The sequence below is a fragment of the Streptomyces cyaneofuscatus genome, assembly GCF_033109485.1.
Lineage (GTDB): Bacteria > Actinomycetota > Actinomycetes > Streptomycetales > Streptomycetaceae > Streptomyces > Streptomyces cyaneofuscatus.
This window is the reverse complement of the sequence record NZ_CP137002.1, coordinates 824,381-846,673: the sequence shown is the minus strand read 5'-3', so window position 1 is coordinate 846,673 and position 22,293 is coordinate 824,381. Positions and strand designations below refer to the sequence as shown.

Below are 22,293 nucleotides of genomic sequence, written 5' to 3'. Positions count from 1 at the left end.
GCCAGGGGCACAGGGCAAGGGGCACCGGGCACCGGAGACTAGGATCGGCACCCTGATGACTGCCACCCTCGTCGCCAAGGACCTCGCCGCCGGACACGGTGACCGCACGCTCTTCGCCGGACTCGACCTCGTCGTCGCCCCCGGAGACGTGATCGGTCTCGTCGGAGTCAACGGCGCCGGAAAATCGTCCCTGCTCCGCCTGCTCGCCGGACTCGACCGCCCGGAGGAGGGCGAGCTGCGGCTCTCCCCGCCCACCGCCACCGTCGGCCACCTCCCGCAGGAGCCCGAGCGGCGCGAGGGCGAGACCGTGGCCGCGTTCCTGGCCCGCCGTACCGGCGTCGCCGACGCCCAGCGCGCCATGGACGAGGCGACGGAGGGCCTGGTCTCCGGGGCCCCGGGCGCGGACGACGCGTACTCCGAGACCCTGGAGCGCTGGCTCGCCCTCGGCGGCGCGGACCTGGAGGAGCGGGCCGCGCAGGTCGCCGCCGAGCTGGGGCTCACCGTGAGCCTGGACCTGCCCATGACGGCTCTCTCCGGCGGGCAGGCAGCACGCGCCGGGCTCGCCTCACTGCTCCTCTCCCGTTACGACGTCTTCCTGCTGGACGAGCCCACCAACGACCTCGACCTCGACGGCCTGGAGCGCCTGGAGCGCTTCGTCTCGGGGCTGCGGGCCGGGACCGTCGTCATCAGCCACGACCGCGAGTTCCTGATGCGCACGGTCACCAAGGTGCTGGAGCTCGACCTCGCCCAGCAGCAGATCAACCTGTACGGCGGTGGCTACGCGGCCTACCTGGAGGAGCGCGAGACCGCCCGCCGGCACGCCCGCGAGGGCTACGAGGAGTACGCCGACAAGAAGGCCGCCCTCGAAGCCCGCGGCCATATGCAGCGCTCGTGGATGGACAAGGGCGTCAAGAACGCCCGCCGCAAGGCCACCGACGGCGACAAGCTCGGCCGCAACGCGCGCAGCGAGGCGAGCGAGAAGCAGGCGGCGAAGGCCCGGCAGACCCAGCGCATGATCGAGCGCCTAGACGTCGTCGAGGAGCCGCGCAAGGAGTGGGAGCTGCGGATGGAGATCGCCACCGCTCCGCGCTCCGGATCGGTCGTCGCGACCCTGCGCGAAGCCCGCGTGGTGCGCGGCGACTTCTCGTTCGGGCCCGCCTCGCTCCAGATCGACTGGGCCGACCGGGTCGCCATCACCGGCGCCAACGGCGCGGGCAAGTCCACCCTGCTCGCCGCCCTGTTGGAGCGGCTCCCGCTCGACTCCGGCCACGCCACGCTCGGTTCGGGCGTCGTGGTCGGCGAGGTGGACCAGGCCCGCAAGCTCTTCCTCGGCTCGCAGTCGCTGCTGGAGGCGTTCTGCGGCGCCGTGCCCGACACGGAACCGGCCGAAGTCCGCACACTGCTCGCCAAGTTCGGCCTGCGCGCCGACCATGTGATGCGCCCGGCCACCAGCCTCTCCCCGGGCGAACGCACCCGCGCCGCCCTCGCCCTGCTCCAGGGCCGAGGCGTCAACCTCCTGGTGCTCGACGAGCCGACGAACCACCTGGACCTGCCCGCCATCGAGCAGTTGGAGGCGGCCCTGGAGAGCTACACGGGCACGCTGCTGCTGGTCACCCACGACCGCCGGATGCTCGAAGCGGTCCGCGTGACGCGCCGCATCGAGGTCGCGGACGGCCAGGTCAAGGAAGTCTGAGCGGAGTCACGGAGACGGGGACGGGCCGCACACGGCGACCCGCCCCCACCGCCTTCGGGGCTCAGCGCCCCCGGCCGCCCTGCTTCGGGTCGGATGTCAGCCCGGCCCGCCGCAGTGCATCGGCCATCGCGCTGTTCGCCGGAGCCGGAGCGCCCTGGCCCTGCCGAGAGCCACCGCCGCCGGAGCCGCCGCGCCGGTCCCGGCCGCCGCCCTGACGGCCCTGGCCACCGCCCTGCCCGCCACCGGACCCCTGACCGCCCTGCCCCTGCCGCTGCTTCGGCGGACGGGCGCCCCGCTCACCGCGGCCCTCACCGCGCCCCTGCCCGCCGCCCGCGCCCGGCTCGTCGTCCAGCCGCAGCGTCAGCGAGATCCGCTTGCGCTGCGCGTCGACGTCCATGACCTTGACCTTCACGATGTCCCCGGGCTTCACGACATCGCGCGGGTCCTTCACGAACGTCTTCGACAGCGCCGACACATGCACCAGACCGTCCTGGTGGACACCGATGTCCACGAACGCGCCGAACGCCGCGACGTTCGTCACGACGCCCTCCAGCACCATGCCGGGCTCCAGGTCGCCGAGCTTCTCGACGCCCTCCTTGAAGGTCGCCGTACGGAACGCGGGCCGGGGGTCGCGCCCCGGCTTCTCCAGCTCCTTCAGGATGTCCGTCACGGTCGGCAGACCGAACATGTCGTCCACGAAGTCCGCCGCGCGCAGCGACCGCAGCGCCTCCGCGTTGCCGATCAGCGAAGCGACCTCGCCGCCCGCGCTCTTCCCCATCGCCCGCACCACGGGGTACGCCTCCGGGTGCACGCTGGAGGCGTCCAGCGGGTCGTCGCCACCCCGGATCCGCAGGAAGCCCGCACACTGCTCGTACGCCTTCGGGCCGAGCCGCGCCACGTCCTTGAGTGCCTTGCGGGAACGGAACGGGCCGTTGGTGTCGCGGTGCGTCACGATGTTCTCGGCGAGCCCCGAGCTGATCCCCGAGACCCGCGAAAGCAGCGGCGCGGAGGCGGTGTTGACGTCCACACCGACGCCGTTCACACAGTCCTCGACGACCGCGTCCAGCGAACGCGAGAGCTTCACCTCGGACAGGTCGTGCTGGTACTGGCCGACGCCGATCGACTTCGGGTCGATCTTCACCAGCTCGGCCAGCGGGTCCTGGAGCCGCCGCGCGATCGACACCGCGCCGCGCAACGACACGTCCATGTCCGGGAGTTCCTGCGAGGCGAAGGCGGAGGCGGAGTACACCGAGGCGCCCGCCTCCGAGACCATCACCTTGGTGAGCTTCAACTCCGGGTGCTTGTCGATCAGTTCACCGGCGAGCTTGTCCGTCTCACGGGACGCCGTGCCGTTGCCGATCGCGATCAGGTCGACCGCGTGCTCCTTCGCCAGGTGCGCGAGCTTGGCCAGCGCCTGGTCCCACTTGTTGGCGGGCACATGCGGGTGGATCACATCGGTGGCCACCACCTTGCCGGTCGCGTCGACGACCGCGACCTTCACCCCCGTACGGAAACCGGGGTCCAGGCCCAGCGTGGCCCGCGTCCCGGCCGGGGCGGCGAGCAGCAGATCGCGCAGGTTGGAGGCGAAGACCCGTACCGCCTCGTCCTCCGCCGCCGTGCGCAGCCGCAGGCGCAGATCGATGCCGAGGTGCACCTGGATCCGGGTACGCCACGCCCAACGCACGGTGTCCGCGAGCCACTTGTCGCCCGGGCGGCCCCGGTCGGCGATCTCGAAGCGGCGAGCGATCATGTTCTCGTACGTGGACGGGCCCGGCTTCTCCGCCGCCTCCGGCGCCTCCGGCTCCAGGACCAGGTCGAGCACGTTCTCCTTCTCGCCGCGCAGCATCGCGAGCACCCGGTGCGAGGGCAGTGCGGTGAACGGCTCCGCGAAGTCGAAGTAGTCGGCGAACTTGGCGCCCGCCTCCTCCTGGCCCTCACGCACCTTCGCCGCCAGCCGGCCCCGGCTCCACATGCGCTCGCGCAGCTCACCCGTCAGGTCGGCGTCCTCGGAGAACCGCTCGGTGAGGATGGAACGCGCGCCCTCCAGAGCGGCCGCCGCGTCCGCCACGCCCTTGTCGCCGTCCACGAACGCGGCAGCGGCGACGAGGGGATCGGCCGACGGGTCGGCGAGTAGGCCGTCCGCCAGCGGTTCGAGCCCCGCCTCCCGGGCGATCTGCGCCTTCGTCCGCCGCTTCGGCTTGAACGGCAGGTAGATGTCCTCCAAGCGCGCCTTGGTCTCGGCACCCCGGATCGCGGCCTCCAGCGCGGCGTCGAGCTTGCCCTGTTCGCGTACGGATTCGAGGATCGACGTACGCCGCTCCTCCAGCTCCCGCAGATACCGCAGCCGCTCCTCCAGCGTGCGCAGCTGCGCGTCGTCGAGCGATTCGGTCGCCTCCTTGCGGTAGCGCGCGATGAACGGCACGGTGGAACCGCCGTCGAGCAGCTCGACGGCCGCCCTGACCTGTCGCTCACGTACGCCGAGCTCCTCGGCGATCCTGCCTTCGATGGACGTCGTCACGGTTTTCCCGACTCGCCTTCTCGTACTGGCTGTGCAGTTGACAGGGCCCTCTCGGTCGGATCGGACCCCCAGAGCTGCATTGTGCCGGGTGGCCGGGGGCCGTGTCGCATGACCTCGGGGAACACGCCCGGAAGCCCCCGCACCGCGTACGGGAGCCCCGGGCCGGCCGCGTGGATCAGCGCCCGGTCGCCTCGGCCGGGAAGGCGCCGTTCGCGGCAGCCGTGAAGAGGAAGCCGCGCCCCAGCTCGGTGAGCCGCTCCACGCCTTCGGCGCCCAGGTGTTCGTACGGGGCCCGGTCCATCCGGTCCGTCGCCTCCTCCACCTCCGCGCGCAGCGCCGTCCCCGCGTCGGTCAGCGCCAGCTCCTCGCCCGCCGCCAGCAGCCCGCGCTCCCGCAGCCGGCCGGACGCCGCCTCCCAGTCGGTGCGGCGCCAGCCGCGCGAGGACAGGATCCAGCGGATCGCCATGCCCTTGCCGGTCGCGGTGTGGCTGACGAGCGACTCCACCGGATCCAGACCGGCGGCCAGCAGCGCGGCGAGGTGGGCGTCGCCGCGGTGCTCGCGCAGCAGGGTCGCGGCGTGCCAGAAGGCCAGGTGCGGCTCGTCGGGCACCGGCAGCTCCGCGTGGGCCGCGTAGAGCGGGCGGGCGTGCGGGGTGCAGGCCTCGGTGGCGCGCAGCGCCAGCCGGGCCGCCTCCGCCATCTCGTCGGAGGCGATGATCTCCTCGCCGAGCAGCCGCCGCAGCGTCGAGTCCGCAGCCCGCAGCCGGGCCCCCAGCACCTGCTCGGGCGAGGCCACGGACCAGACCGCGGGCACGTGCTCAGCCACCAGGGCCGGGTTGAAGTTGTAGAAGGTCGCCGAGACGGTGCCCGCCCCCACGGGCCCGAACGCGGCGGCCCGGGTGGCGAAGTAGACGGCGCTCGGGTCGTCGAAGCCGAGCTTGCCCAGCTCGGCGCCCAGGTCGGGGGAGAAGAAGAGGCACGAGTGCAGCGGGTTGACCGCGTTGTGACAGCGGCGTTCCGCGCGGGCCGGAAGAGTACTCATACCCGCACGTTACCGACTGGTCGGTACGCCGTGAAGTGCGGGGAGCGGTTCAGCGCCGGGAACGGCGTGATGGCAGAAAAGGTGGGGTATTCGTCATTGTGGCCATCACCGCCCGCCGCCCAGGATGACAGGCGTGACCCAGCGAACCGTGCTCGTCGTCCTCTTCGACGGCGTCCAGAGCCTCGACGCGACCGGCCCGATGGAGGTCTTCGCCGGGGCCTCCCGCGCACCCGGTGTCTCCTACGACCTGCGGACCGCCTCCCTCGACGGCGGCCCCGTCCGCACGAGCAGCGGACTGACCCTGGTCCCCGACAGCAGCCTCGCCGAGGCCCCCGTACCGCACACCCTGCTGGTCCCCGGCGGACACGGCACCCGGGACTCCCACCCGGAGCTGACCGCCTGGCTGCGGGCGCACGCCGGGCAGGCGGAGCGGCTGGTCTCCGTGTGCACCGGCGCCCTGCTGCTGGCCGAGGCGGGCTTCCTGGACGGCCACCGGGTGACGACCCACTGGAACTACTGCGCCGAGCTCGCCCGCGATTTCCCCGACGTCCACGTCGACCCCGACCCGATCTTCGTACGGGACGGGCGGCTGGCCACCTCGGCGGGCGTCACCGCCGGCATCGACCTGGCCCTCGCGCTCGTCGAGGAGGACCACGGCCGGGACCTCGCCCTGACCATCGCCCGCCACCTCGTGGTCTTCCTCCGCCGCCCCGGCAACCAGGCCCAGTTCAGCGCCCAGCTCAGCGCCCAGACCGCCCGGCGCGAACCGCTGCGCGAGGTCCAGCACTGGATCACCCGGAACCCGGACGCGGATCTCGCCGTGGACGCCCTCGCGGCCCGCGCCCGACTCTCGCCCCGGCACTTCGCCCGTGCGTTCCGGGCGGAGACCGGTACGACACCGGGGCGCTACGTCGACCGCGTACGGCTGGAGCACGCCCGCAGGCTCCTGGAGGACACCTCCGACTCCGTCGAACAGGTCGCCCGTGCCAGCGGCTACGGCACGCCGGAAGCCATGCGCCGCGCCTTCGTCAAAGCCCTCGCCACCGCCCCGGCGGAGTACCGCCGCCGCTTCCGCACACCGATCTCCACCACCTGAGCCCCCCCTCCACCGAAACCACCGGACCCGTGCCCTCCACCGAAACCACCTGACCCGCCCCGTCCACCGAAAGGCAGCCCCGTGCAGATCGCCGTCACCCTCTTCGACCGCTTCACCGCCCTGGACGCGGTGGGACCGTACGAGATCCTCAGCCGCGCCCCCGGCGCCGAGGTCGTCTTCGTCGCCGAAGCGACCGGCCCCGTGGCCAACGACAGCGGCAGCCTCCAGCTCGTCGCCCACCGGACCCTCGCCGAGGTCCCGTCACCCGATCTGGTGATCGTGCCCGGCGGTCCGGGGCAGAGCGACCAGATGGAGAACGCCACCCTGCTCGGCTGGCTGCGCGCGGTGGACGCCACCACCACCTGGACGACCTCCGTCTGCACCGGCTCCCTGCTGCTCGCGGCGGCCGGAGTCCTCAAGGGCAGGCGGGCCACCTCGCACTGGCTGGCGCTGGAGGCGCTGAAGGAGTTCGGTGCCGAGCCGACGGGGGAGCGGGTGGTGTTCGACGGCAAGTACGTCACCGCCGCCGGCGTCTCCTCCGGCATCGACATGGGCCTCACCCTGCTCGGTCGGATCGCGGGTGACGACGCGGCGCGCTCGGTGCAGCTGCTCACCGAGTACGACCCGCAGCCGCCCTACGACTGCGGGTCCCCCGAGAAGGCCCCGGCTGCCCTGGTCGAGGAGTGGCGGGCCCGGAGCCGCCACATCATGCGCTAGGGCCCGTCGTGTACGTGAAGTGCGGCGCGCGCCGCTCCAGGAAGGCGGCGACCCCCTCCGCGGTGTCGCCGCTGCCCTGCGCCTGACCGGCCCAGTACCCGTCCCGGTCCTGCCGCCCCGCCGCGAACTCCTTCGCCGCCGCCTGCGTCAGCTGGGAGCGCGAGGCCAGCACCCCCGCGTACGCCGCCACCCGCTCGTCCAGTCCGCCGGCCGGCAGCACCTCGTCCACCAGCCCGGTGCGCAGGGCCCTCTCCGTGCCGATCAGCTCGCCGGAGAAGAGCAGATGCTTTGCCGTGGCCGGGCCGACCAGGCCGACCAGCCGCCGGGTGGAGGAGGACGGGTAGACGATGCCGAGCTTGGCCGGGGTGACGCCGAACAGGGCCCCCTCCTGGGCGAACCGCAGATCGCAGGCGGCCGCGAGCTGGCTGCCGCCGCCCACGCAGTAGCCGCGCACCGCGGCGAGCGTCGGCCGGGGGAACGCGGCCAGCGCCTCCTCGGCCGCCACCGCCAGCGCCTGGGCGTCCCCGGCGCTCTCGCGCAGCGTGGAGATGTCCGCCCCGGCGCAGAAGGTGTCACCGGCGCCCGTCAGCACCAGCACCCGGACCGCCGGGTCGGCGGCCAGCCGCTCCAGCAGCTCCGGCAGGCTCCGCCACATCCCGGCGGTCATGGCGTTGCGCTTGGCGGGGTGGCTGATCACGACGGTGGCGATGCCGCCGTCGACGGAGCAGAGGAGCTGGGGTTCCGTACGGTCCATGCGCCGGATGCTATCCGCAGGGTTCGAACCTATGATCAAGAAGGGGTCGCGAAGCGGACACGCACCGTGAGGAGCTGTCGATGAACGGACCCACCGCCGAGGGCAAGAAGCACGGACCCGGCACCCAGGGCGGGAAGCACGGACCCACCGCCGAGGGCAGAAAGCTCAGCCGCAGCTTCAGCTGGCTCGCCCTCCTCGGCACGCTGCTGGTGATCGCGGGGATCGTCGGCCTGATCTACACCGGTGTCGCCACCCTCACCTCGATGCTGCTCTTCGGCTGGCTGCTGCTGATCGGCGGTGTCGTCGCCCTGGCGCACGCGATCCAGTCGCGCGGCACCAACTACTTCTGGCTGGGCGTCGTGGTCGCCGCCCTGAACCTCGCCGCAGGTGTCGTGGTGATCCGCCACCCGGAGGGCACCGCCGAGGCGCTGACCATGTTCGCCGCGCTGCTCTTCCTGACGGGCGGGGTGTTCCGGCTGGTCGGCAGCGTCGTCGTGCGCGGTCCGCAGATGGGATGGACGCTGCTGCAAGGCGCCTTCGGGCTGCTCCTCGGCCTGCTGGTGCTGTTCGACTGGCCGCACAGCAGCCTGTACGTCCTCGGGGTCTTCTTCTCGCTGGCCCTGCTCTTCGACGGCCTCGGCCTCATCGCCATCGGCGTCGGCGGCCGGCGCATCGTCAGCATGGTCTCGGAGCAGCTGGAAGATCGGCTCGATCGACCCGGCCCGGCTACGGACAGTCCGCCCAAGGCCCCGGGAGACGGGCAGAAGTAGTCCGCCACCTGGCACCTTCACACACCTTCGGTCAAATAGCGCCGATACACAGCTACTTCCGATCAGTGGCACGGTATGGACCAAGCCATTCCCAACACTCTTTACTCGACGGTCAGTGCAGTGCGAGTGAGAGCTGGTGCCGGACGATGGAGAGCCTCGGGAGTGCCCCTGCCGAACCCGTGTCGTACGAGGGGGTGTGGCGCTTCACCGCCCCCGCCGTGGACGTGTCCGTGCCCCAGGCCCGGCGTGCCGTACGCGACCTCCTCGGCCGCCAGGGCGTGCCGATCGAGGACGACATCCTCCAAGGGCTGCTGCTGATCGTCTCGGAGCTGGTCACCAACGCCGTCAAGCACGCGGCGCTGCTCTCGCCCGAGCTGGCGGTCGAGGTGGCCATCGGTGCCGACTGGGTCAGAGTCTCCGTCGAGGACAGCCACCCCTACCGGCCCACCGCCCTGGAGACGGACTACGCGCAGACGGGCGGCCGAGGGCTCCTGCTGGTCAAGGTGGTCACCGCGGAGGCGGGCGGGACCTGCGACGTGGAGCACACCGCGAGCGGCGGCAAGATCATCTGGGCGGCGCTGCCGTTGAAGACGCAGCTCTGACCGCCCCGTACGAGATCCGCGCGAGCGTCACCAGCCCGCGGAGGGACCCGTCAGCTCACGGATCGCCGGACGCGCCGCGTCCAGCACCGTCATGAACCATGCCGAGAACGGCGCCCGCGCATGCCGCTCCGCCAGCTCCGCCGCCGTCACGAAGGCGGTCTCGCCGACCTCCTCCGGGTCCGGCTTCAGCGCCTCCTGCGCCATCCCCACGAACAGGTGGTTGAACTCCTGCTCCACCAGGCCCGAGGCCGGGTCCGGGTGGTTGTAGCGGACCGTGCCCGCCTCGGCCAGGAGCGAGGGCGCGATCCCCAGCTCCTCGTACGTACGCCGGGCGGCCGCCGCGAAGGGGGCCTCGCCCGGGTAGGGGTGGCCGCAGCAGGTGTTCGACCAGACGCCGGGGGAGTGGTACTTGCCGAGCGCCCTGCGCTGGAGCAGCAGCCGTCCCTGCTCGTCGAAGAGGAAGACGGAGAACGCGCGGTGCAGCTGCCCGGGGGCCTGGTGGGCCGCCAGCTTCTCCGCGGTGCCGATGGTGGTGCCGTTCTCGTCGACCAGTTCGAGCATGATCGCTTCTGCGGTTCCGTTCGACGAGCTGTGCGTCGCGGTGGCTGGTGTGGTCGGCATACCCATCCTTGTCTGTGGTCCCCGGCCTCGTGCGCCGGACCCCTCGAGTCCGGCCAAGTCTGCCGTACAAAAGCCGCTTGTCCGTACTTCGGTTCCGGGCATGTCCGCCCCGCCGCGCCCTGGGAGCGCGGCGGGGCGGACGGGCGTGTCAGACCCCGAAGGCCGCCGGATAGCGGATCATGCCCACCGGAACCGGAACGGAATCGTCCAGGACCAGCGCCATCATCGCCTCGTCCGGCACCTCGAATCCGGGCCGGATCCCGTACCGGGAAGCGGGTACGCAACCGAAGCGCGCGTAGTAGTCCGGATCACCGAGCACCACCACCAGCGCTTCTCCGCGCACCCGGGCCGCGTCGAGCGCCGCCCGCACCACGGCCTGCCCGGCACCCTGGCGCTGATGGGCGGGGGAGGTGGCGACCGGGGCCAGCGCGAGCGCCGGAGCGTCCCCGATCCGGCACCGGGTCAGCAGGGCGTACGCCGCCACGGAACCGTCCGGTGCCTCGGCGACGTACGACAGCTCCGGCAGCCAGGCCTCGGCGTCGGCGCGCAGGGCGTCCACGAGGTCGGCCTCGTCCCGGGTCGGGAAGGCGGCCGAGTTGACCGCGTGCACGGCCTCCCGGTCCGCCGCCGTCTCCGGCCGGGTGGTCCAGCGTGGGTCGGCCGGGCGCAGCACGTACGCGGCGTAGCCGTACTCCGCGCCGTACGCACGCCGTACCGCCAGCTCCTCACGGGTCGCCGCGAGCGCCCACTCCATGCCGGGAGACATACCGGGAGCTGTCGGGTCGGCGCTCTCCACGCGCTCGGCGAGCGGGACGTAGTACGTGTCCCAGTCGCTGTCGGGCTGGAGCAGTACCGCCGAGACCGTGCAGCCCGCGGTGACTGCTGCCGCGGTGGTCTCCGGCAGGGTGCGCAGGGAGCCGTTGCGGTCCCAGAAGTCGCGCGCCCCGGCCGAGGGCGCGTCGGTGGTCCAGACGCACTCGGAGATCACCATCGCGCCGCCCGGGGCGAGCAGCCGCTGCCACTCCCGTACGGCGGTGGCGAAGCCGATGCAGTACGCCGACCCCTCCGCCCAGATCAGGTCGAAGGAGCCCGGCGCGAAGTCCGGGCCGGTGAGGTCGCCCATGTCGGCCCGGACCGTACGGATACGGTCGCCCAGGCCGCGCGCCTTCGCCGCCTCGTCCAGCTCGTCCAGGAACGGCCGGTGCAGGTCGACCGCGGTCACCTCGGCGCCCGCCTCGGCGGCGAGCAGCAGGGCGGCACGGCCGGGGCCGCAGCCCAGGTCGAGGACGCGCGGACGGTCGGGGAGAGGGCCGGCCAGAGCCAGCAGCCGACGCGTGGTGGCGTCGGAGCCGGGGCTCTGCCGGGGGAGACGGTGGTGCAGGGTGAAGAAGGCCTCGGTGCGCGAGGCGTCGTCGATGTGGTCGGTCAACGTGGGAACCCTTTGGGTGTCAGGGCTCCGACCCGATCCGAGAAGAGGTGGACCTAGCCGGAAACCCGGGAGATGAGGGAAGAACGATTGCTACGCCGGGAAGGCGTCGTCGCGACCGTCATCAACCTCAGCTCCTCTCGAAAGGGTCCCGGTCCACCCGGGCCGTCCACCGCTGAGACTCGAACGTCTCAGCGAAACAACGCTGACAACCCTACACCGCCGTCACGCACCGCCCCGTGGTGCTCAGTGGCACAGATGTGCCTCGTGCTCCGCGTGCCCGCTCGGCTCCAGCTGGAAGGTGCAGTGCTCCACGTCGAAGTGGTCCCCGAGGCAGCCCTGCAACTCGTGCAGCACCTTCTCGTGCCCTATCGAGTCGAGCATCTCCTGGCGCACCACCACGTGCGCGGAGAGCACCGGCATCCCCGAGGTGATCGTCCAGGCGTGCAGGTCGTGGACGCCCAGGACGCCGGGCAGGGCCGTGATGTGGGCCCGTACCTCCGCCATGTCCACACCCTTGGGCGCCGCCTCCAGCAGCACGTTCAGGGTCTCCCGCAGCAGCTTCACCGTCCGGGGGACGATCATCAGGCCGATCACCAGGGAGGCGATCGGGTCGGCGGCCTGCCAGCCGGTCGCCATGATGATGCCCGCCGAGACGATCACGGCGAGCGAGCCCAGGGTGTCCGCCAGCACCTCCAGATAGGCGCCGCGCACATTGAGGCTCTCCTTCTGCCCGCGCATCAGCAGAGAGAGGGAGACGACATTGGCGACCAGGCCGACGGTGGCGAACGCGATGGCGAGGCCGCCCTTGGTCTCGGCCGGCGTGATGAACCGGTCGACCGCCTCGAAGATCAGGAAGCCGCCGACGCCCAGCAGCAGCAGGCAGTTGGCGAGCGCCGCCAGGATCTCGGCGCGGGCGAAGCCGAAGGTGCGGTTCGGACCGGCGGGCCGGTTGGCGAAGTGGATGGCGAGCAGCGCCATCCCGAGCCCCAGGGCGTCGGTGGCCATGTGGGCGGCGTCCGCGATCAGGGCCAGCGAGTCGGAGAGCACCCCGCCGACGATCTCCATGACCATCACGCTCAGGGTGATCCCCAAGGCCACCCGGAGCCTGCCCCGGTACGCGGCGGACGCCGTGCCCGTCGGGGGCGGCCCGCCGTGTGTGTGCCCGTGATCGTGGCCAGCCCCCATGCGAAACGCCTCCCGTGTCCGTGCGACAGCGCCCGGCGAAACCGCCCGACGACGCCAGTGAACTACGGGTGGGGGGTATCGGGCAACACGGCACTGAACACCGTTGTCATATGCTCTGACCTGCGGAAACGTTCCGCAGGTCAGAGCGCTGACGAGATCGTTTACGGACGTCCGCCCAGGGCCTCACGTCCGCCCAGGGCCTCACGTCCGCCCCGGGCCTCGCGTCCGCCCCGCGCACCGGTACGCGCCTCGGGATGGCGCAGGCACCACCCCTCCCAGGCCGACTCCACCATCGAGCGGACGTCCCGGCGGGCCGTCCACCCCAGCTCCCGCACCATCCGGGCGTCCGAGGCCACCGCCTTCGCCGCGTCTCCTGGGCGGCGCGGCTCCACCACCGGCTCCACCGGGTGCCCGGACACCTCGCGGATCACGTCGATCAGCTCCCGTACCGACACGCCCTCGCCCCGGCCGACGTTCAGCGTCAGATCGCCGCCCTCGCGCACCCCCAGCTTCCGCGCCACGGCGAGGTGGGCGTCGGCCAGGTCGGCGACGTGGATGTAGTCACGGATGCACGTGCCGTCGGGCGTGGGGTAGTCGTCGCCGAAGATCCGGGGCGCCTCACCGCGCGTCAGCCGGTCGAAGACCATCGGGACGATGTTGAACACCCCGGTGTCCGCCAGCTCCGGCCCGGCCGAGCCCGCCACGTTGAAGTAGCGCAGGCAGGCGGTGGAGATCCCGTGGGCCTTGCCCGTCGCCCGCACGAGCCACTCCCCGGCGAGCTTGGTCTCCCCGTACGGGTTGATCGGCAGGCAGGGCGTCTCCTCGGTGATGAGGTCCACGTCCGGTACGCCGTAGACGGCCGCCGAGGACGAGAAGAGGAAGCGCCGCACGCCCGCCGCGACCACGGCCTCCAGCAGCACGGTCAGCCCGGCGATGTTCTCCCGGTAGTACAGCAGGGGCTTCTCGACGGACTCGCCGACCTGCTTCTTCGCCGCGAGATGCACCACACCGCTCACCGCTTGCTCGCCGAGCACCCGGTCCAGCAGCTCCCGGTCCCCGGCCGAGCCCTCCACCAGGGTGACGGCCTCCGGCAGCCGGTCCACGATGCCGCTGGAGCGGTCGTCGAGCACCACGACCCGCTCTCCCGCCGCCACCATGGCCCGCGCCACATGTGCCCCGATGTATCCCGCTCCGCCTGTGATCAGCCATGTCATGGCCGTCAGCCTAGGCGCCCGGCTCACCCGGTCCGACCGGCGGTTTGTGGGCCGGGCCACCGATCGATGATGATGATCGAAGACGGAGCCCGGACCATCCCGTGCACCCGAACGGCGCGCGAACGGGTGGTGAACCCGGTCGTCCGTTCATCCGATAGCCTCAGCCGACACGCCGCCGGCCCGCCTCGTGGCCGTGCTGCCGAGTGTCGTCCACCGTCAGTGCCAAGGAGTGAGTTCGTCTGTCGACCGCCATCCTCACCGGTACGCCGGTACCCGGGTCGTCGCTCGCGGACGATCTGAGGGCCCTGGGCTTCGACGTGGTGAGTGCCGCCGACGCCGGTGACGCCGCCGCACTCCTCGCCGACGTCCCGGCCGACCACCGCGTCGCCCTCGTCGACCCCCGCTTCCTGGGCCACCTCCACGCGCTGCGGCTCGGGCTGACCGACCCGCGCTTCCCCGCCGCCACCGTCACCGGTGCCCTCACCGCCCAGCCCCAGGCCCGCCCGGCCCTGGTGCGCGCGCTGGAGCGCACCACGGCCGCGGTCGGCGCGGGCGCCCCCGCCGTCGACCCGGACACCGGCCCGGCACCCGGGGACCCCACCGTCCCCGGCCGCATCGCCGTCGAGCTGGAGGCCGAGGGCATCGCCGTACAGCGCCCCGCCCTCGGCTCGCTCGTCGCGGCCGTACCCACCGACCGCGATCAGGAGGCCGCGGCCGTGGCCGGGCTCGTCGCGGTCGACGACGAGGCGGTACGGCTGCGCAACGCGGTCAAGTCCCGCGACGGGTTCTTCACCACCTTCTGCATCAGCCCCTACTCCCGCTACATCGCCCGCTGGTGCGCCCGCCGGGGCCTCACCCCGAACCAGGTCACCACCGCCTCCCTGATCACCGCGCTCATCGCGGCGGGCAGCGCGGCGACCGGCACCCGGGGCGGCTACATCGCCGCCGGTATCCTGCTCCTGGTCTCCTTCGTCCTGGACTGCACCGACGGGCAGCTCGCCCGCTACTCGCTCCAGTACTCGACGATGGGCGCCTGGCTGGACGCCACGTTCGACCGGGCCAAGGAGTACGCCTACTACGCCGGGCTCGCCATCGGGGCCGCCCGCGGCGGGGACGACGTATGGGTCCTGGCGCTCGGCGCGATGGTCCTCCAGGCCTGCCGCCATATCGTGGACTTCTCGTTCAACGAGGCCAACCACGACTCGGTCGCCAACACCAGCCCCACCGCCGCCCTCTCCGACGCGCTCGACAACGTCGGCTGGACGGTGTGGGTGCGGCGGATAATCGTTCTGCCGATCGGCGAACGCTGGGCCATGATCGCCGTGCTCACCGCGCTCACCACCCCCCGCACCGTCTTCTACGCCCTGCTCATCGGCTGCGCCCTGGCCGCCACCTACACCCTGGTGGGGCGCCTCCTGCGCTCGGTGACCCGCAAGGCCCGACGTACCGAGCGCGCGGCACGGGCACTGGCGGACCTCGCCGACTCCGGCCCCCTCGCCCAGGCCGTCGCCTCGCTCGTCCACGGTCCGAAGAGAGCGCTGACGGCCCCGGCCGCCGCCCTCATCGGCACCCTCGTGATGGTCGGCGCCGCGCTCTTCCTCCCGTACGGCAGCTGGCTCACCGTCGTCGCCGCGGCGGTCTACGTCGTGCTCTCCGGCTTCGCCGTGGCCCGCCCGCTCAGACGGGCGCTCGACTGGCTGGTGCCGCCGTTCTTCCGGGTCGCGGAGTACGTCACGATCCTCGTGCTCGCGGCCCGCAGCGACGTCCCGCACGCCGTTCCGGCGGCCTTCGGGCTCGTCTCGGCCGTCGCCTACCATCACTACGACACGGTGTACCGCATCCGCGGAGGCACCGGCGCGCCGCCCCAGTGGCTGGTGCGGACGATCGGGGGACACGAGGGCCGCACCGCGCTGGTGGCCGTCCTCGCCGCCTCCCTCACCCACACCTCAGGTTTCACCACGGCTCTCACCGCCCTCGCGGTGGCCGTGGCTCTGGTGGTGCTCGTGGAGTCCATCCGCTTCTGGGTGTCCTCCTCGGCCCCCGCCGTACACGACGAAGGAGAACTCGCATGATCGGCCTCGTACTGGCAGCCGGTGCTGGACGACGTCTGCGCCCGTACACGGACACGCTCCCCAAGGCGCTCGTCCCGGTGGACGGCGACAAGACGGTCCTCGACCTCACGCTCGCCAACTTCGCCGAGGTCGGACTCACCGAGGTCGCGATCGTCGTCGGCTACCGCAAGGAGGCCGTCTACGCCCGCAAGGCCGAGCTGGAGGCGACGTACGGCGTCACGCTCACGCTCATCGACAACGACAAGGCCGAGGAGTGGAACAACGCCTACTCCCTGTGGTGCGCCCGTGACGTCCTCAAGCGAGGTGTGATCCTCGCCAACGGGGACACCGTGCACCCGGTCTCCGTCGAGAAGACCCTCCTGGACGCCCGGGGCAAGGGTCAGAAGATCATCCTCGCCCTGGACACCGAGAAGAGCCTGGCCGACGAGGAGATGAAGGTCATCACCGAGGAGGGCAAGGGCGTCCAGCGCATCACCAAGCTGATGGACCCGGCCACCGCCACCGGTGAGTACATCGGCGTCACCCTCATCGAGGCCGAGGCCGCCGAGGAGCTCGCGGACGCCCTGAAGACCACCTTCGAGCGCGACCCCGACCTCTACTACGAGGACGGCTACCAGGAGCTCGTCAACCGCGGCTTCACCGTCGACGTCGCCCCCATCGGCACCGTGACCTGGGTCGAGATCGACAACCACGACGACCTCAAGAAGGGCCGGGAGATCGCGTGCCAGTACTGACCCGGCTCATTCCGTCCCCGGTCGTCGTCGACATCCGGCGCGGCGCCATGGACGATCTGGCGGGTCTCCTGGCCGATCAGCGGATCTCCTCCTCGGGCAAGCTCGCCATCGCGATCAGCGACGGCTCCGGGCGCGCCCTGCGGGAGAGGCTCGCCCCGGTCCTGCCGGGTGCCGACTGGTACGCCGTCGCCGACGGCACGATCGACTCCGCGGTGAAGCTCGCCGACGGGATCAAGGGCACCCGGTACGACGCGGTCGTCGGCCTCGGCGGCGGCAAGATCATCGACGTGGCGAAGTACGCCGCGGCGCGGGTCGGGCTGCCCATGGTCGCCGTCGCGACGAACCTCTCGCACGACGGCCTGTGCTCCCCGGTCGCCACCCTGGACAACGACAACGGACGCGGTTCCTACGGGGTCCCCACCCCGATCGCCGTGGTCATCGACCTCGACGTGATCCGTGAGGCGCCCGCCCGGTACGTCCGTTCCGGCATCGGTGACGCGGTCTCGAACATCTCCTGCGTCGCCGACTGGGAGCTGGCCCACGAGGTCAACGACGAGGAGATAGACGGTCTCGCGGCCGCCATGGCCCGCCAGGCCGGCGAGGCCGTGCTGCGCCACCCCGGCGGGGTCGGCGACGACGCCTTCCTCAAGGTGCTGGCCGAGGGGCTCGTGCTGACGGGCATCTCGATGTCGGTCGCGGGCGACTCCCGTCCCGCCTCCGGCGCCTGCCACGAGATCAACCACGCCTTCGACCTGCTGTACCCCCAGCGTGCGGCCAGCCACGGCGAGCAGGTCGGCCTCGGCGCCTGCTTCGCCATGCATCTGCGCGGTGCCCGCCAGGAGGCCCTCCTGATGGCATCGACCCTGCGCCGCCACGGTCTGCCGGTGCTGCCCGAGGAGATCGGGTTCACCGTCGACGAGTTCGTCCGGGCCGTCGACTACGCGCCGCAGACCCGCCCGGGACGCTTCACCGTCCTGGAACACCTCAGCCTGTCCACCGACCAGATCAGGGACGCGTACGCCGACTATGCCTCGACCATCAGTAGCTGAACTCCGCCCGGTCGTGCACCCTCCGGGGGTGAAGGACCGGCGCAGCGGCGAGCACTGGGCCGGCCGCATGTACATGCGGGAGGTCTCCCTGCGGGTGGACCGCTATCTGGTGAACACCAAGGTCACCCCGAACCAGGTCACGTACGTCATGACGCTGGCCGGGGTCCTGGCCGCCCCCGCCCTGCTGGTGCCCGGTATACCCGGCGCCCTGCTCGGCGTGCTGATGGTCCAGCTCTACCTGCTCTTCGACTGCGTGGACGGGGAGCTGGCCCGCTGGAAGAAGCAGTACTCGCTCAGCGGCGTCTACCTGGACCGGGTCGCCGCCTACCTGTGCGACGCGGCGGTGCTCGTCGGCCTCGGCCTGCGCGCCGCCGACCTCTGGGGCGAGGGCCGGATCGACTGGCTCTGGGCGTTCCTGGGGACGCTCGCCGCGCTCGGCGCGATCATGATCAAGGCCGAGACGGACCTGGTCGGCGTCGCCCGCCACCAGGGCGGGCTGCCGCCGGTGAAGGAGGCGGCCTCCGAGCCGCGCTCCTCCGGGATGGCGCTGGCCCGCCGGGCGGCCGGGGCGCTCAAGTTCCACCGGCTGATCCTCGGCATCGAGGCCTCGCTGCTGATCCTGCTGGTGGCGATCCTGGACACGATCGGCGGCGACCTCTTCTACACCCGTCTGGCCACCGCCGTCCTGGCCGGCATCGCACTCCTCCAGACCCTGCTGCACCTGGTCTCCGTCCTGGCGTCCAGCAGGCTGAAGTGACCTCACCCATGAAACTGGGCGCGGTGATCATCACCATGGGCGATCGCCCCGACGAGCTCCGCGCCCTCCTCGATTCGGTCATCGCGCAGGAGGGTGACCGGATCGAGGTCGTGGTGGTCGGCAACGGAGCCCCGGTGGGGTCCGTACCGGCCGGTGTACGGACGGTGGAGCTACCGGAGAACATCGGCATCCCCGGCGGCCGCAACGTCGGCATCGAGGCGTTCGGCCCGTCCGGCGCGGACGTCGACGCCCTGCTCTTCCTCGACGACGACGGGCTGCTCCCGGGCCGGGACACCGCCGAACTCTGCCGGCAGGCGTTCGCGGCGGACCCGAAACTCGGCATCATCACCTTCCGGATCACCGACCCGGACACGGGCGCGACCCAGCGCCGCCACGTGCCCCGGCTCCGGGCGGCCGACCCGACGCGCTCCTCCCGCGTGACGACCTTCCTCGGCGGCGCCAACGCCGTACGCACCCGGGTCCTCGCCGAGGCCGGCCCGCTGCCGGAGCAGTTCTTCTACGCCCATGAGGAGACGGACCTCGCCTGGCGGGCGCTCGACGCGGGCTGGATGATCGACTACCGCGCGGACCTGGTGCTCCACCACCCCACCACGGCCCCCTCCCGGCACGCGGTCCACCACCGCATGGTGGCCCGCAACCGGGTCTGGCTGGCCCGCCGCAACCTGCCCGCCCCGCTGGTCCCCCTCTATCTCGGGGTCTGGCTGCTGCTGACCCTGGTCAGGCGCCCGCCGCCGCCCGCGCTGAAGGCGTGGTTCGGCGGCTTCCGGGAAGGCTGGGCGACCCCCTGCGGACCGCGCCGCCCGATGAAGTGGCGTACGGTGTGGCGGCTGACGCGGCTGGGACGACCTCCGGTCATCTGAGAAGCTTTCCTCTGAGAGCATGAGGCGTATTTTCTTTCCGGGACCTGTCCGCCTGAGCCGCGCCCGCGACTGGCTGCGCGTGAAGACGAGAGTTTCAACTTGTGAGTGACACGACCCACGACGGTGGGGTGGCCCTCGGGGCCCCGCCGTCCGCCGACGAGGGCCTCGGCGCGGCCCAGCTGGCCGCGAAGTACGGCCTGACCGTGAGCGGCGCCCGGCCGGGGCTGCTCGCCTACCTGCGACAGCTCTGGGGCCGGCGCCACTTCATCCTGGCCTTCTCCCGGGCGAAGCTGACCGCTCAGTACAGCCAGGCCAAACTGGGCCAGCTGTGGCAGGTGGTCACCCCACTCCTGAACGCCGCTGTCTATTACCTGATCTTCGGACTGATCCTGGGGACCAGGGAGGGCATCCCGCACGACGTCTTCGTGCCGTTCCTGGTCACCGGCGTCTTCGTCTTCACCTTCACCCAGAGCTCGGTGATGGCGGGCGTCCGGTCGATCTCCGGCAACCTCGGACTGGTCCGGGCCCTCCACTTCCCCCGGGCCTCGCTCCCCATCTCCTTCTCGCTCCAGCAGCTCCAGCAACTGTTGTTCTCGATGATCGTGCTGGTCGCGGTCGCCATCATCTTCGGCAGTTACCCGTCGCTGTCGTGGCTCCTGGTGATCCCCGCCCTGATCCTCCAGTTCTTCTTCAACACCGGCCTCGCCCTCGTCATGGCCCGGCTCGGCTCCAAGACCCCCGATCTCGCGCAGCTGATGCCGTTCATCACCCGGACCTGGATGTACGCCTCGGGTGTCATGTTCTCCATCCCGGTGATGCTCAAGGACAAGCCGGCCTGGATCGCCGACGTGCTCCAGTACAACCCGGCGGCCATCTACATGGACCTGGTCCGCTTCGCCCTGATCGACGGCTACGGCTCCGAGAACCTGCCGGACCACGTCTGGGCCGCCGGCCTGGCCTGGGCCGTCCTGCTGGGCGTCGTGGGATTCGTGTACTTCTGGAAGGCAGAGGAACGGTACGGCCGTGGCTGAGGACAACACGCAGGGACGGATTCCCACGGTCATCGCCGACGATGTCCACATCGTCTACCGCGTCAACGGCACCGGCGGCGGCCGGGGCAGCGCCACCGCCGCGCTGAGCCGCATGATGCGCCGCGGCAAGGGCGAGCCGCGCGGGATGCGGAAGGTGCACGCCGTACGCGGCGTCTCCTTCACCGCCTACCGCGGCGAGGCCATCGGCCTCATCGGCACCAACGGCTCCGGGAAGTCGACGCTGCTGCGGGCCATCGCCGGCCTGCTGCCGACCGAGTCCGGTCGCGTCTACACCGACGGCCAGCCCTCGCTGCTCGGCGTCAACGCGGCGCTGATGAGCGACCTCACCGGCGAGCGCAACGTGGTGCTGGGCGGACTGGCCATGGGCATGAGCCAGGCCGAGATCCGCGAGCGCTACGACGAGATCGTGGACTTCTCCGGCATCAACGAGAAGGGTGACTTCATCACCCTGCCGATGCGGACGTACTCCTCCGGCATGGCGGCGCGCCTGCGCTTCTCCATCGCCGCCGCCAAGAACCACGACGTCCTCATGATCGACGAGGCGCTGGCCACCGGTGACCACAAGTTCCGGGTCCGCTCCGAGGCGCGGATCCGTGAACTCCGCAAGGAGGCGGGCACCGTTTTCCTGGTCAGCCACAACAACAAGTCGATCAGGGACACCTGCGACCGGGCGCTCTGGCTGGAGAAGGGCGAACTCCTGATGGACGGCCCCACCGAGGAAGTCCTCAAGGCGTACGAACGCGAGACGGGCAAGTAGTTTCCCAGCCATGTGGCCTCCGCCGGACCGCTCCGGTGGGGGCCACAGCGCTGTACGGGTCCGGGGAGGCCACCCGCAGTAGGGAGCCGGGGGTGATCTCCTCCCGGCGGATGACGTCAATCCACCTGCGTACGAGCAAGGTTGACGCGTGGTGCGGTGTCCGCGCCCGGGGCGCCTCACCCCGGCGCACCCCTGTGAGCTGTACAACGTAAGCTGTAGCGGTGCTGATTCATGGCAAGTGGGGCGATACGCCCCCGGCGCTCCGCCCGCTGTGCCGCAGTGCACTCGGAAGAACGAGCGGCGTGTCCGAAAAGGGATGTTTTGGGTCAGCAGTGTAGAACGGGAGATGTGACGGCAATGACGGAAAATCTCCAGCTCCGACGTGGTTCCGCCGTCCCCGCGCCGGGCGGTCCGCAGTGACCTCCACCCCCGAGGCGCGCACCGGCGACGCCACGCTCGGCAAGGCCGCGGACGAGAACTTCCCCGTGGCCCCCTTCTTCCTGCCCCGCGCCTGGCGCGACGACCTGATGGCGGTCTACGGCTACGCCCGGCTCGTCGACGACATCGGCGACGGCGACCTCGCCCCCGGCGGAGCCGACGCCCGCCACCTGGGCCTGGAGCCGGAGCAGAGCGACGACCGGCTCGCCATGCTCGATGCCTTCGAGACGGACCTGCACCGGGTCTTCGCCACCACCGGCCAGGAGCCACACCACCCCCTGCTGCGCGCCCTGCGCCCCACCGTGCGGCGCCGCGCGCTCACCCCCGAACCCTTCCTCGGCCTGATCGAGGCCAACCGGCAGGACCAGAAGGTCCGCCGCTACGCCACCTACGGAGAGCTCGCCGCCTACTGCGAGCTCTCCGCCAACCCGGTCGGCCGCCTGGTCCTCGCCCTCACCGGCACCACGAGCCCGGAGCGCGTACGCCTCTCCGACGCGGTCTGCACCGCGCTCCAGATCGTCGAGCACCTCCAGGACGTGGCCGAGGACCTCGCCCGCGACCGGATCTATCTGCCCGCCGAGGACATGGACCGCTTCCGGGTCACCGAGGCCGACCTGGCCCGGCCGTCCGCGGGTGCCTCGGTCCGCGCCCTGATCGCGTACGAAGCACAGCGCGCGAGCGAGCTGCTGAGTGACGGCATCCCCCTGGTGGGCAGCGTCGACGGCAGACTGCGGCTCCTCCTCGCCGGATTCGTCGGCGGCGGGCGCTCCGCCCTCACCGCGATCTCGGCCGCCGGATTCGACGTACTGCCAGGGCCACCCAAGCCCACCAAGCCCAGCATGCTGCGCGAAGCCGCAGTCGTCCTGCGAAGAGCGCGTAGAGAGAGGTGAGCTGGACCGTGGAGGGACAGAC

At 71.7% G+C, this 22,293-nt stretch carries 20 protein-coding genes; 13 read left to right on the top strand and 7 right to left on the bottom strand.

Annotated features, from left to right (window positions below; genetic code table 11):
- The first annotated feature begins 55 nt into the window (after positions 1-55).
- Positions 56-1,693, top strand: coding sequence for an ABC-F family ATP-binding cassette domain-containing protein (locus R2B67_RS03430; protein WP_317816380.1), 1,638 nt, complete (start codon positions 56-58; stop codon positions 1,691-1,693).
- Between the two features lie 61 nt (positions 1,694-1,754).
- Here R2B67_RS03430 and R2B67_RS03425 read toward each other — a convergent pair whose 3' ends face one another.
- Positions 1,755-4,211, bottom strand: coding sequence for a Tex family protein (locus R2B67_RS03425; RefSeq protein WP_317816379.1), 2,457 nt, complete (start codon positions 4,209-4,211; stop codon positions 1,755-1,757).
- A gap of 175 nt (positions 4,212-4,386) precedes the next feature.
- Positions 4,387-5,253, bottom strand: a complete 867-nt coding sequence (locus R2B67_RS03420) for an SCO6745 family protein (protein WP_317816378.1) — start codon at positions 5,251-5,253, stop codon at positions 4,387-4,389.
- A gap of 133 nt (positions 5,254-5,386) precedes the next feature.
- Between R2B67_RS03420 and R2B67_RS03415 the strand changes: the two genes are divergently transcribed.
- Together R2B67_RS03415 and R2B67_RS03410 are read left to right on the top strand one after the other, a co-directional pair.
- Positions 5,387-6,349 carry a GlxA family transcriptional regulator gene (locus tag R2B67_RS03415; RefSeq protein ID WP_455679971.1) on the top strand — a complete coding sequence of 321 codons (963 nt, stop codon included), beginning with the start codon at positions 5,387-5,389 and terminating at the stop codon, positions 6,347-6,349.
- A gap of 81 nt (positions 6,350-6,430) precedes the next feature.
- Entirely contained in the window at positions 6,431-7,066 is a 636-nt protein-coding gene (locus tag R2B67_RS03410; protein WP_317816376.1) for a DJ-1/PfpI family protein, read from the top strand.
- Here the strand turns inward: R2B67_RS03410 and R2B67_RS03405 are convergent.
- Positions 7,056-7,820, bottom strand: a complete 765-nt coding sequence (locus R2B67_RS03405) for an enoyl-CoA hydratase/isomerase family protein (RefSeq protein WP_317816374.1) — start codon at positions 7,818-7,820, stop codon at positions 7,056-7,058. The two genes, R2B67_RS03410 and R2B67_RS03405, sit on opposite strands and share 11 nt — an antisense overlap.
- An 80-nt stretch (positions 7,821-7,900) precedes the next feature.
- On the opposite strand from R2B67_RS03405, the gene R2B67_RS03400 reads away from it, so the two are divergent.
- Both R2B67_RS03400 and R2B67_RS03395 read left to right on the top strand, forming a co-directional pair.
- Positions 7,901-8,590: an HdeD family acid-resistance protein gene (locus R2B67_RS03400; RefSeq protein ID WP_317816373.1), complete on the top strand. Its 690-nt coding sequence runs from the start codon at positions 7,901-7,903 to the stop codon at positions 8,588-8,590.
- A 146-nt stretch (positions 8,591-8,736) separates the two neighbouring features.
- Positions 8,737-9,192, top strand: coding sequence for an ATP-binding protein (locus R2B67_RS03395; protein WP_026241702.1), 456 nt, complete (start codon positions 8,737-8,739; stop codon positions 9,190-9,192).
- 27 nt (positions 9,193-9,219) lie between these two features.
- On the opposite strand, the gene idi is transcribed toward R2B67_RS03395, so the two are convergent.
- From idi to galE, 4 genes are all read right to left on the bottom strand, one after another.
- Positions 9,220-9,813 carry an isopentenyl-diphosphate Delta-isomerase gene (gene idi / locus R2B67_RS03390; protein WP_026241701.1) on the bottom strand — a complete coding sequence of 198 codons (594 nt, stop codon included), beginning with the start codon at positions 9,811-9,813 and terminating at the stop codon, positions 9,220-9,222.
- A 148-nt stretch (positions 9,814-9,961) separates the two neighbouring features.
- A complete protein-coding gene (locus R2B67_RS03385) occupies positions 9,962-11,242 on the bottom strand; it encodes a GNAT family N-acetyltransferase (protein ID WP_317816372.1) in 1,281 nt (426 codons plus the stop codon).
- A 243-nt stretch (positions 11,243-11,485) separates the two neighbouring features.
- Positions 11,486-12,427, bottom strand: coding sequence for a cation diffusion facilitator family transporter (locus R2B67_RS03380; protein ID WP_317816371.1), 942 nt, complete (start codon positions 12,425-12,427; stop codon positions 11,486-11,488).
- 161 nt (positions 12,428-12,588) lie between these two features.
- Positions 12,589-13,641: a UDP-glucose 4-epimerase GalE gene (gene galE / locus R2B67_RS03375; protein ID WP_317816370.1), complete on the bottom strand. Its 1,053-nt coding sequence runs from the start codon at positions 13,639-13,641 to the stop codon at positions 12,589-12,591.
- A gap of 317 nt (positions 13,642-13,958) precedes the next feature.
- Here galE and R2B67_RS03370 point away from each other — a divergent pair, with 317 nt between their 5' ends.
- From R2B67_RS03370 to hpnC, 8 genes are all read left to right on the top strand, one after another.
- Entirely contained in the window at positions 13,959-15,713 is a 1,755-nt protein-coding gene (locus R2B67_RS03370) for a DUF5941 domain-containing protein (protein ID WP_317816369.1), read from the top strand.
- The gene (locus R2B67_RS03365) at positions 15,710-16,447 is read left to right on the top strand and encodes a phosphocholine cytidylyltransferase family protein (RefSeq protein ID WP_317816368.1); all 738 of its coding nucleotides are present in this window, start codon (positions 15,710-15,712) and stop codon (positions 16,445-16,447) included. Before R2B67_RS03370 ends, R2B67_RS03365 begins: the two co-directional genes overlap by 4 nt.
- Positions 16,435-17,496, top strand: coding sequence for an iron-containing alcohol dehydrogenase family protein (locus R2B67_RS03360; RefSeq protein WP_018513267.1), 1,062 nt, complete (start codon positions 16,435-16,437; stop codon positions 17,494-17,496). The genes R2B67_RS03365 and R2B67_RS03360 overlap by 13 nt, the downstream gene beginning before the upstream one ends.
- Positions 17,474-18,253 (top strand): CDP-alcohol phosphatidyltransferase family protein, encoded by a 780-nt coding sequence (locus tag R2B67_RS03355; protein ID WP_317816367.1) that lies wholly within the window; start codon positions 17,474-17,476, stop codon positions 18,251-18,253. Before R2B67_RS03360 ends, R2B67_RS03355 begins: the two co-directional genes overlap by 23 nt.
- A gap of 8 nt (positions 18,254-18,261) precedes the next feature.
- Complete coding sequence (locus R2B67_RS03350) at positions 18,262-19,134, top strand: glycosyltransferase family 2 protein (RefSeq protein WP_317824770.1); 873 nt, start codon at positions 18,262-18,264, stop codon at positions 19,132-19,134.
- Positions 19,135-19,235: 101 nt separating this feature from the next.
- Positions 19,236-20,165, top strand: a complete 930-nt coding sequence (locus R2B67_RS03345) for an ABC transporter permease (RefSeq protein WP_018513264.1) — start codon at positions 19,236-19,238, stop codon at positions 20,163-20,165.
- On the top strand, positions 20,158-20,943 hold the full coding sequence (locus R2B67_RS03340) for an ABC transporter ATP-binding protein (protein ID WP_018513263.1): 786 nt from the start codon (positions 20,158-20,160) through the stop codon (positions 20,941-20,943). Before R2B67_RS03345 ends, R2B67_RS03340 begins: the two co-directional genes overlap by 8 nt.
- 416 nt (positions 20,944-21,359) lie before the next feature.
- Positions 21,360-22,271, top strand: a complete 912-nt coding sequence (gene hpnC, locus R2B67_RS03335) for a squalene synthase HpnC (protein ID WP_317816366.1) — start codon at positions 21,360-21,362, stop codon at positions 22,269-22,271.
- The last annotated feature ends 22 nt before the right edge of the window (positions 22,272-22,293 follow it).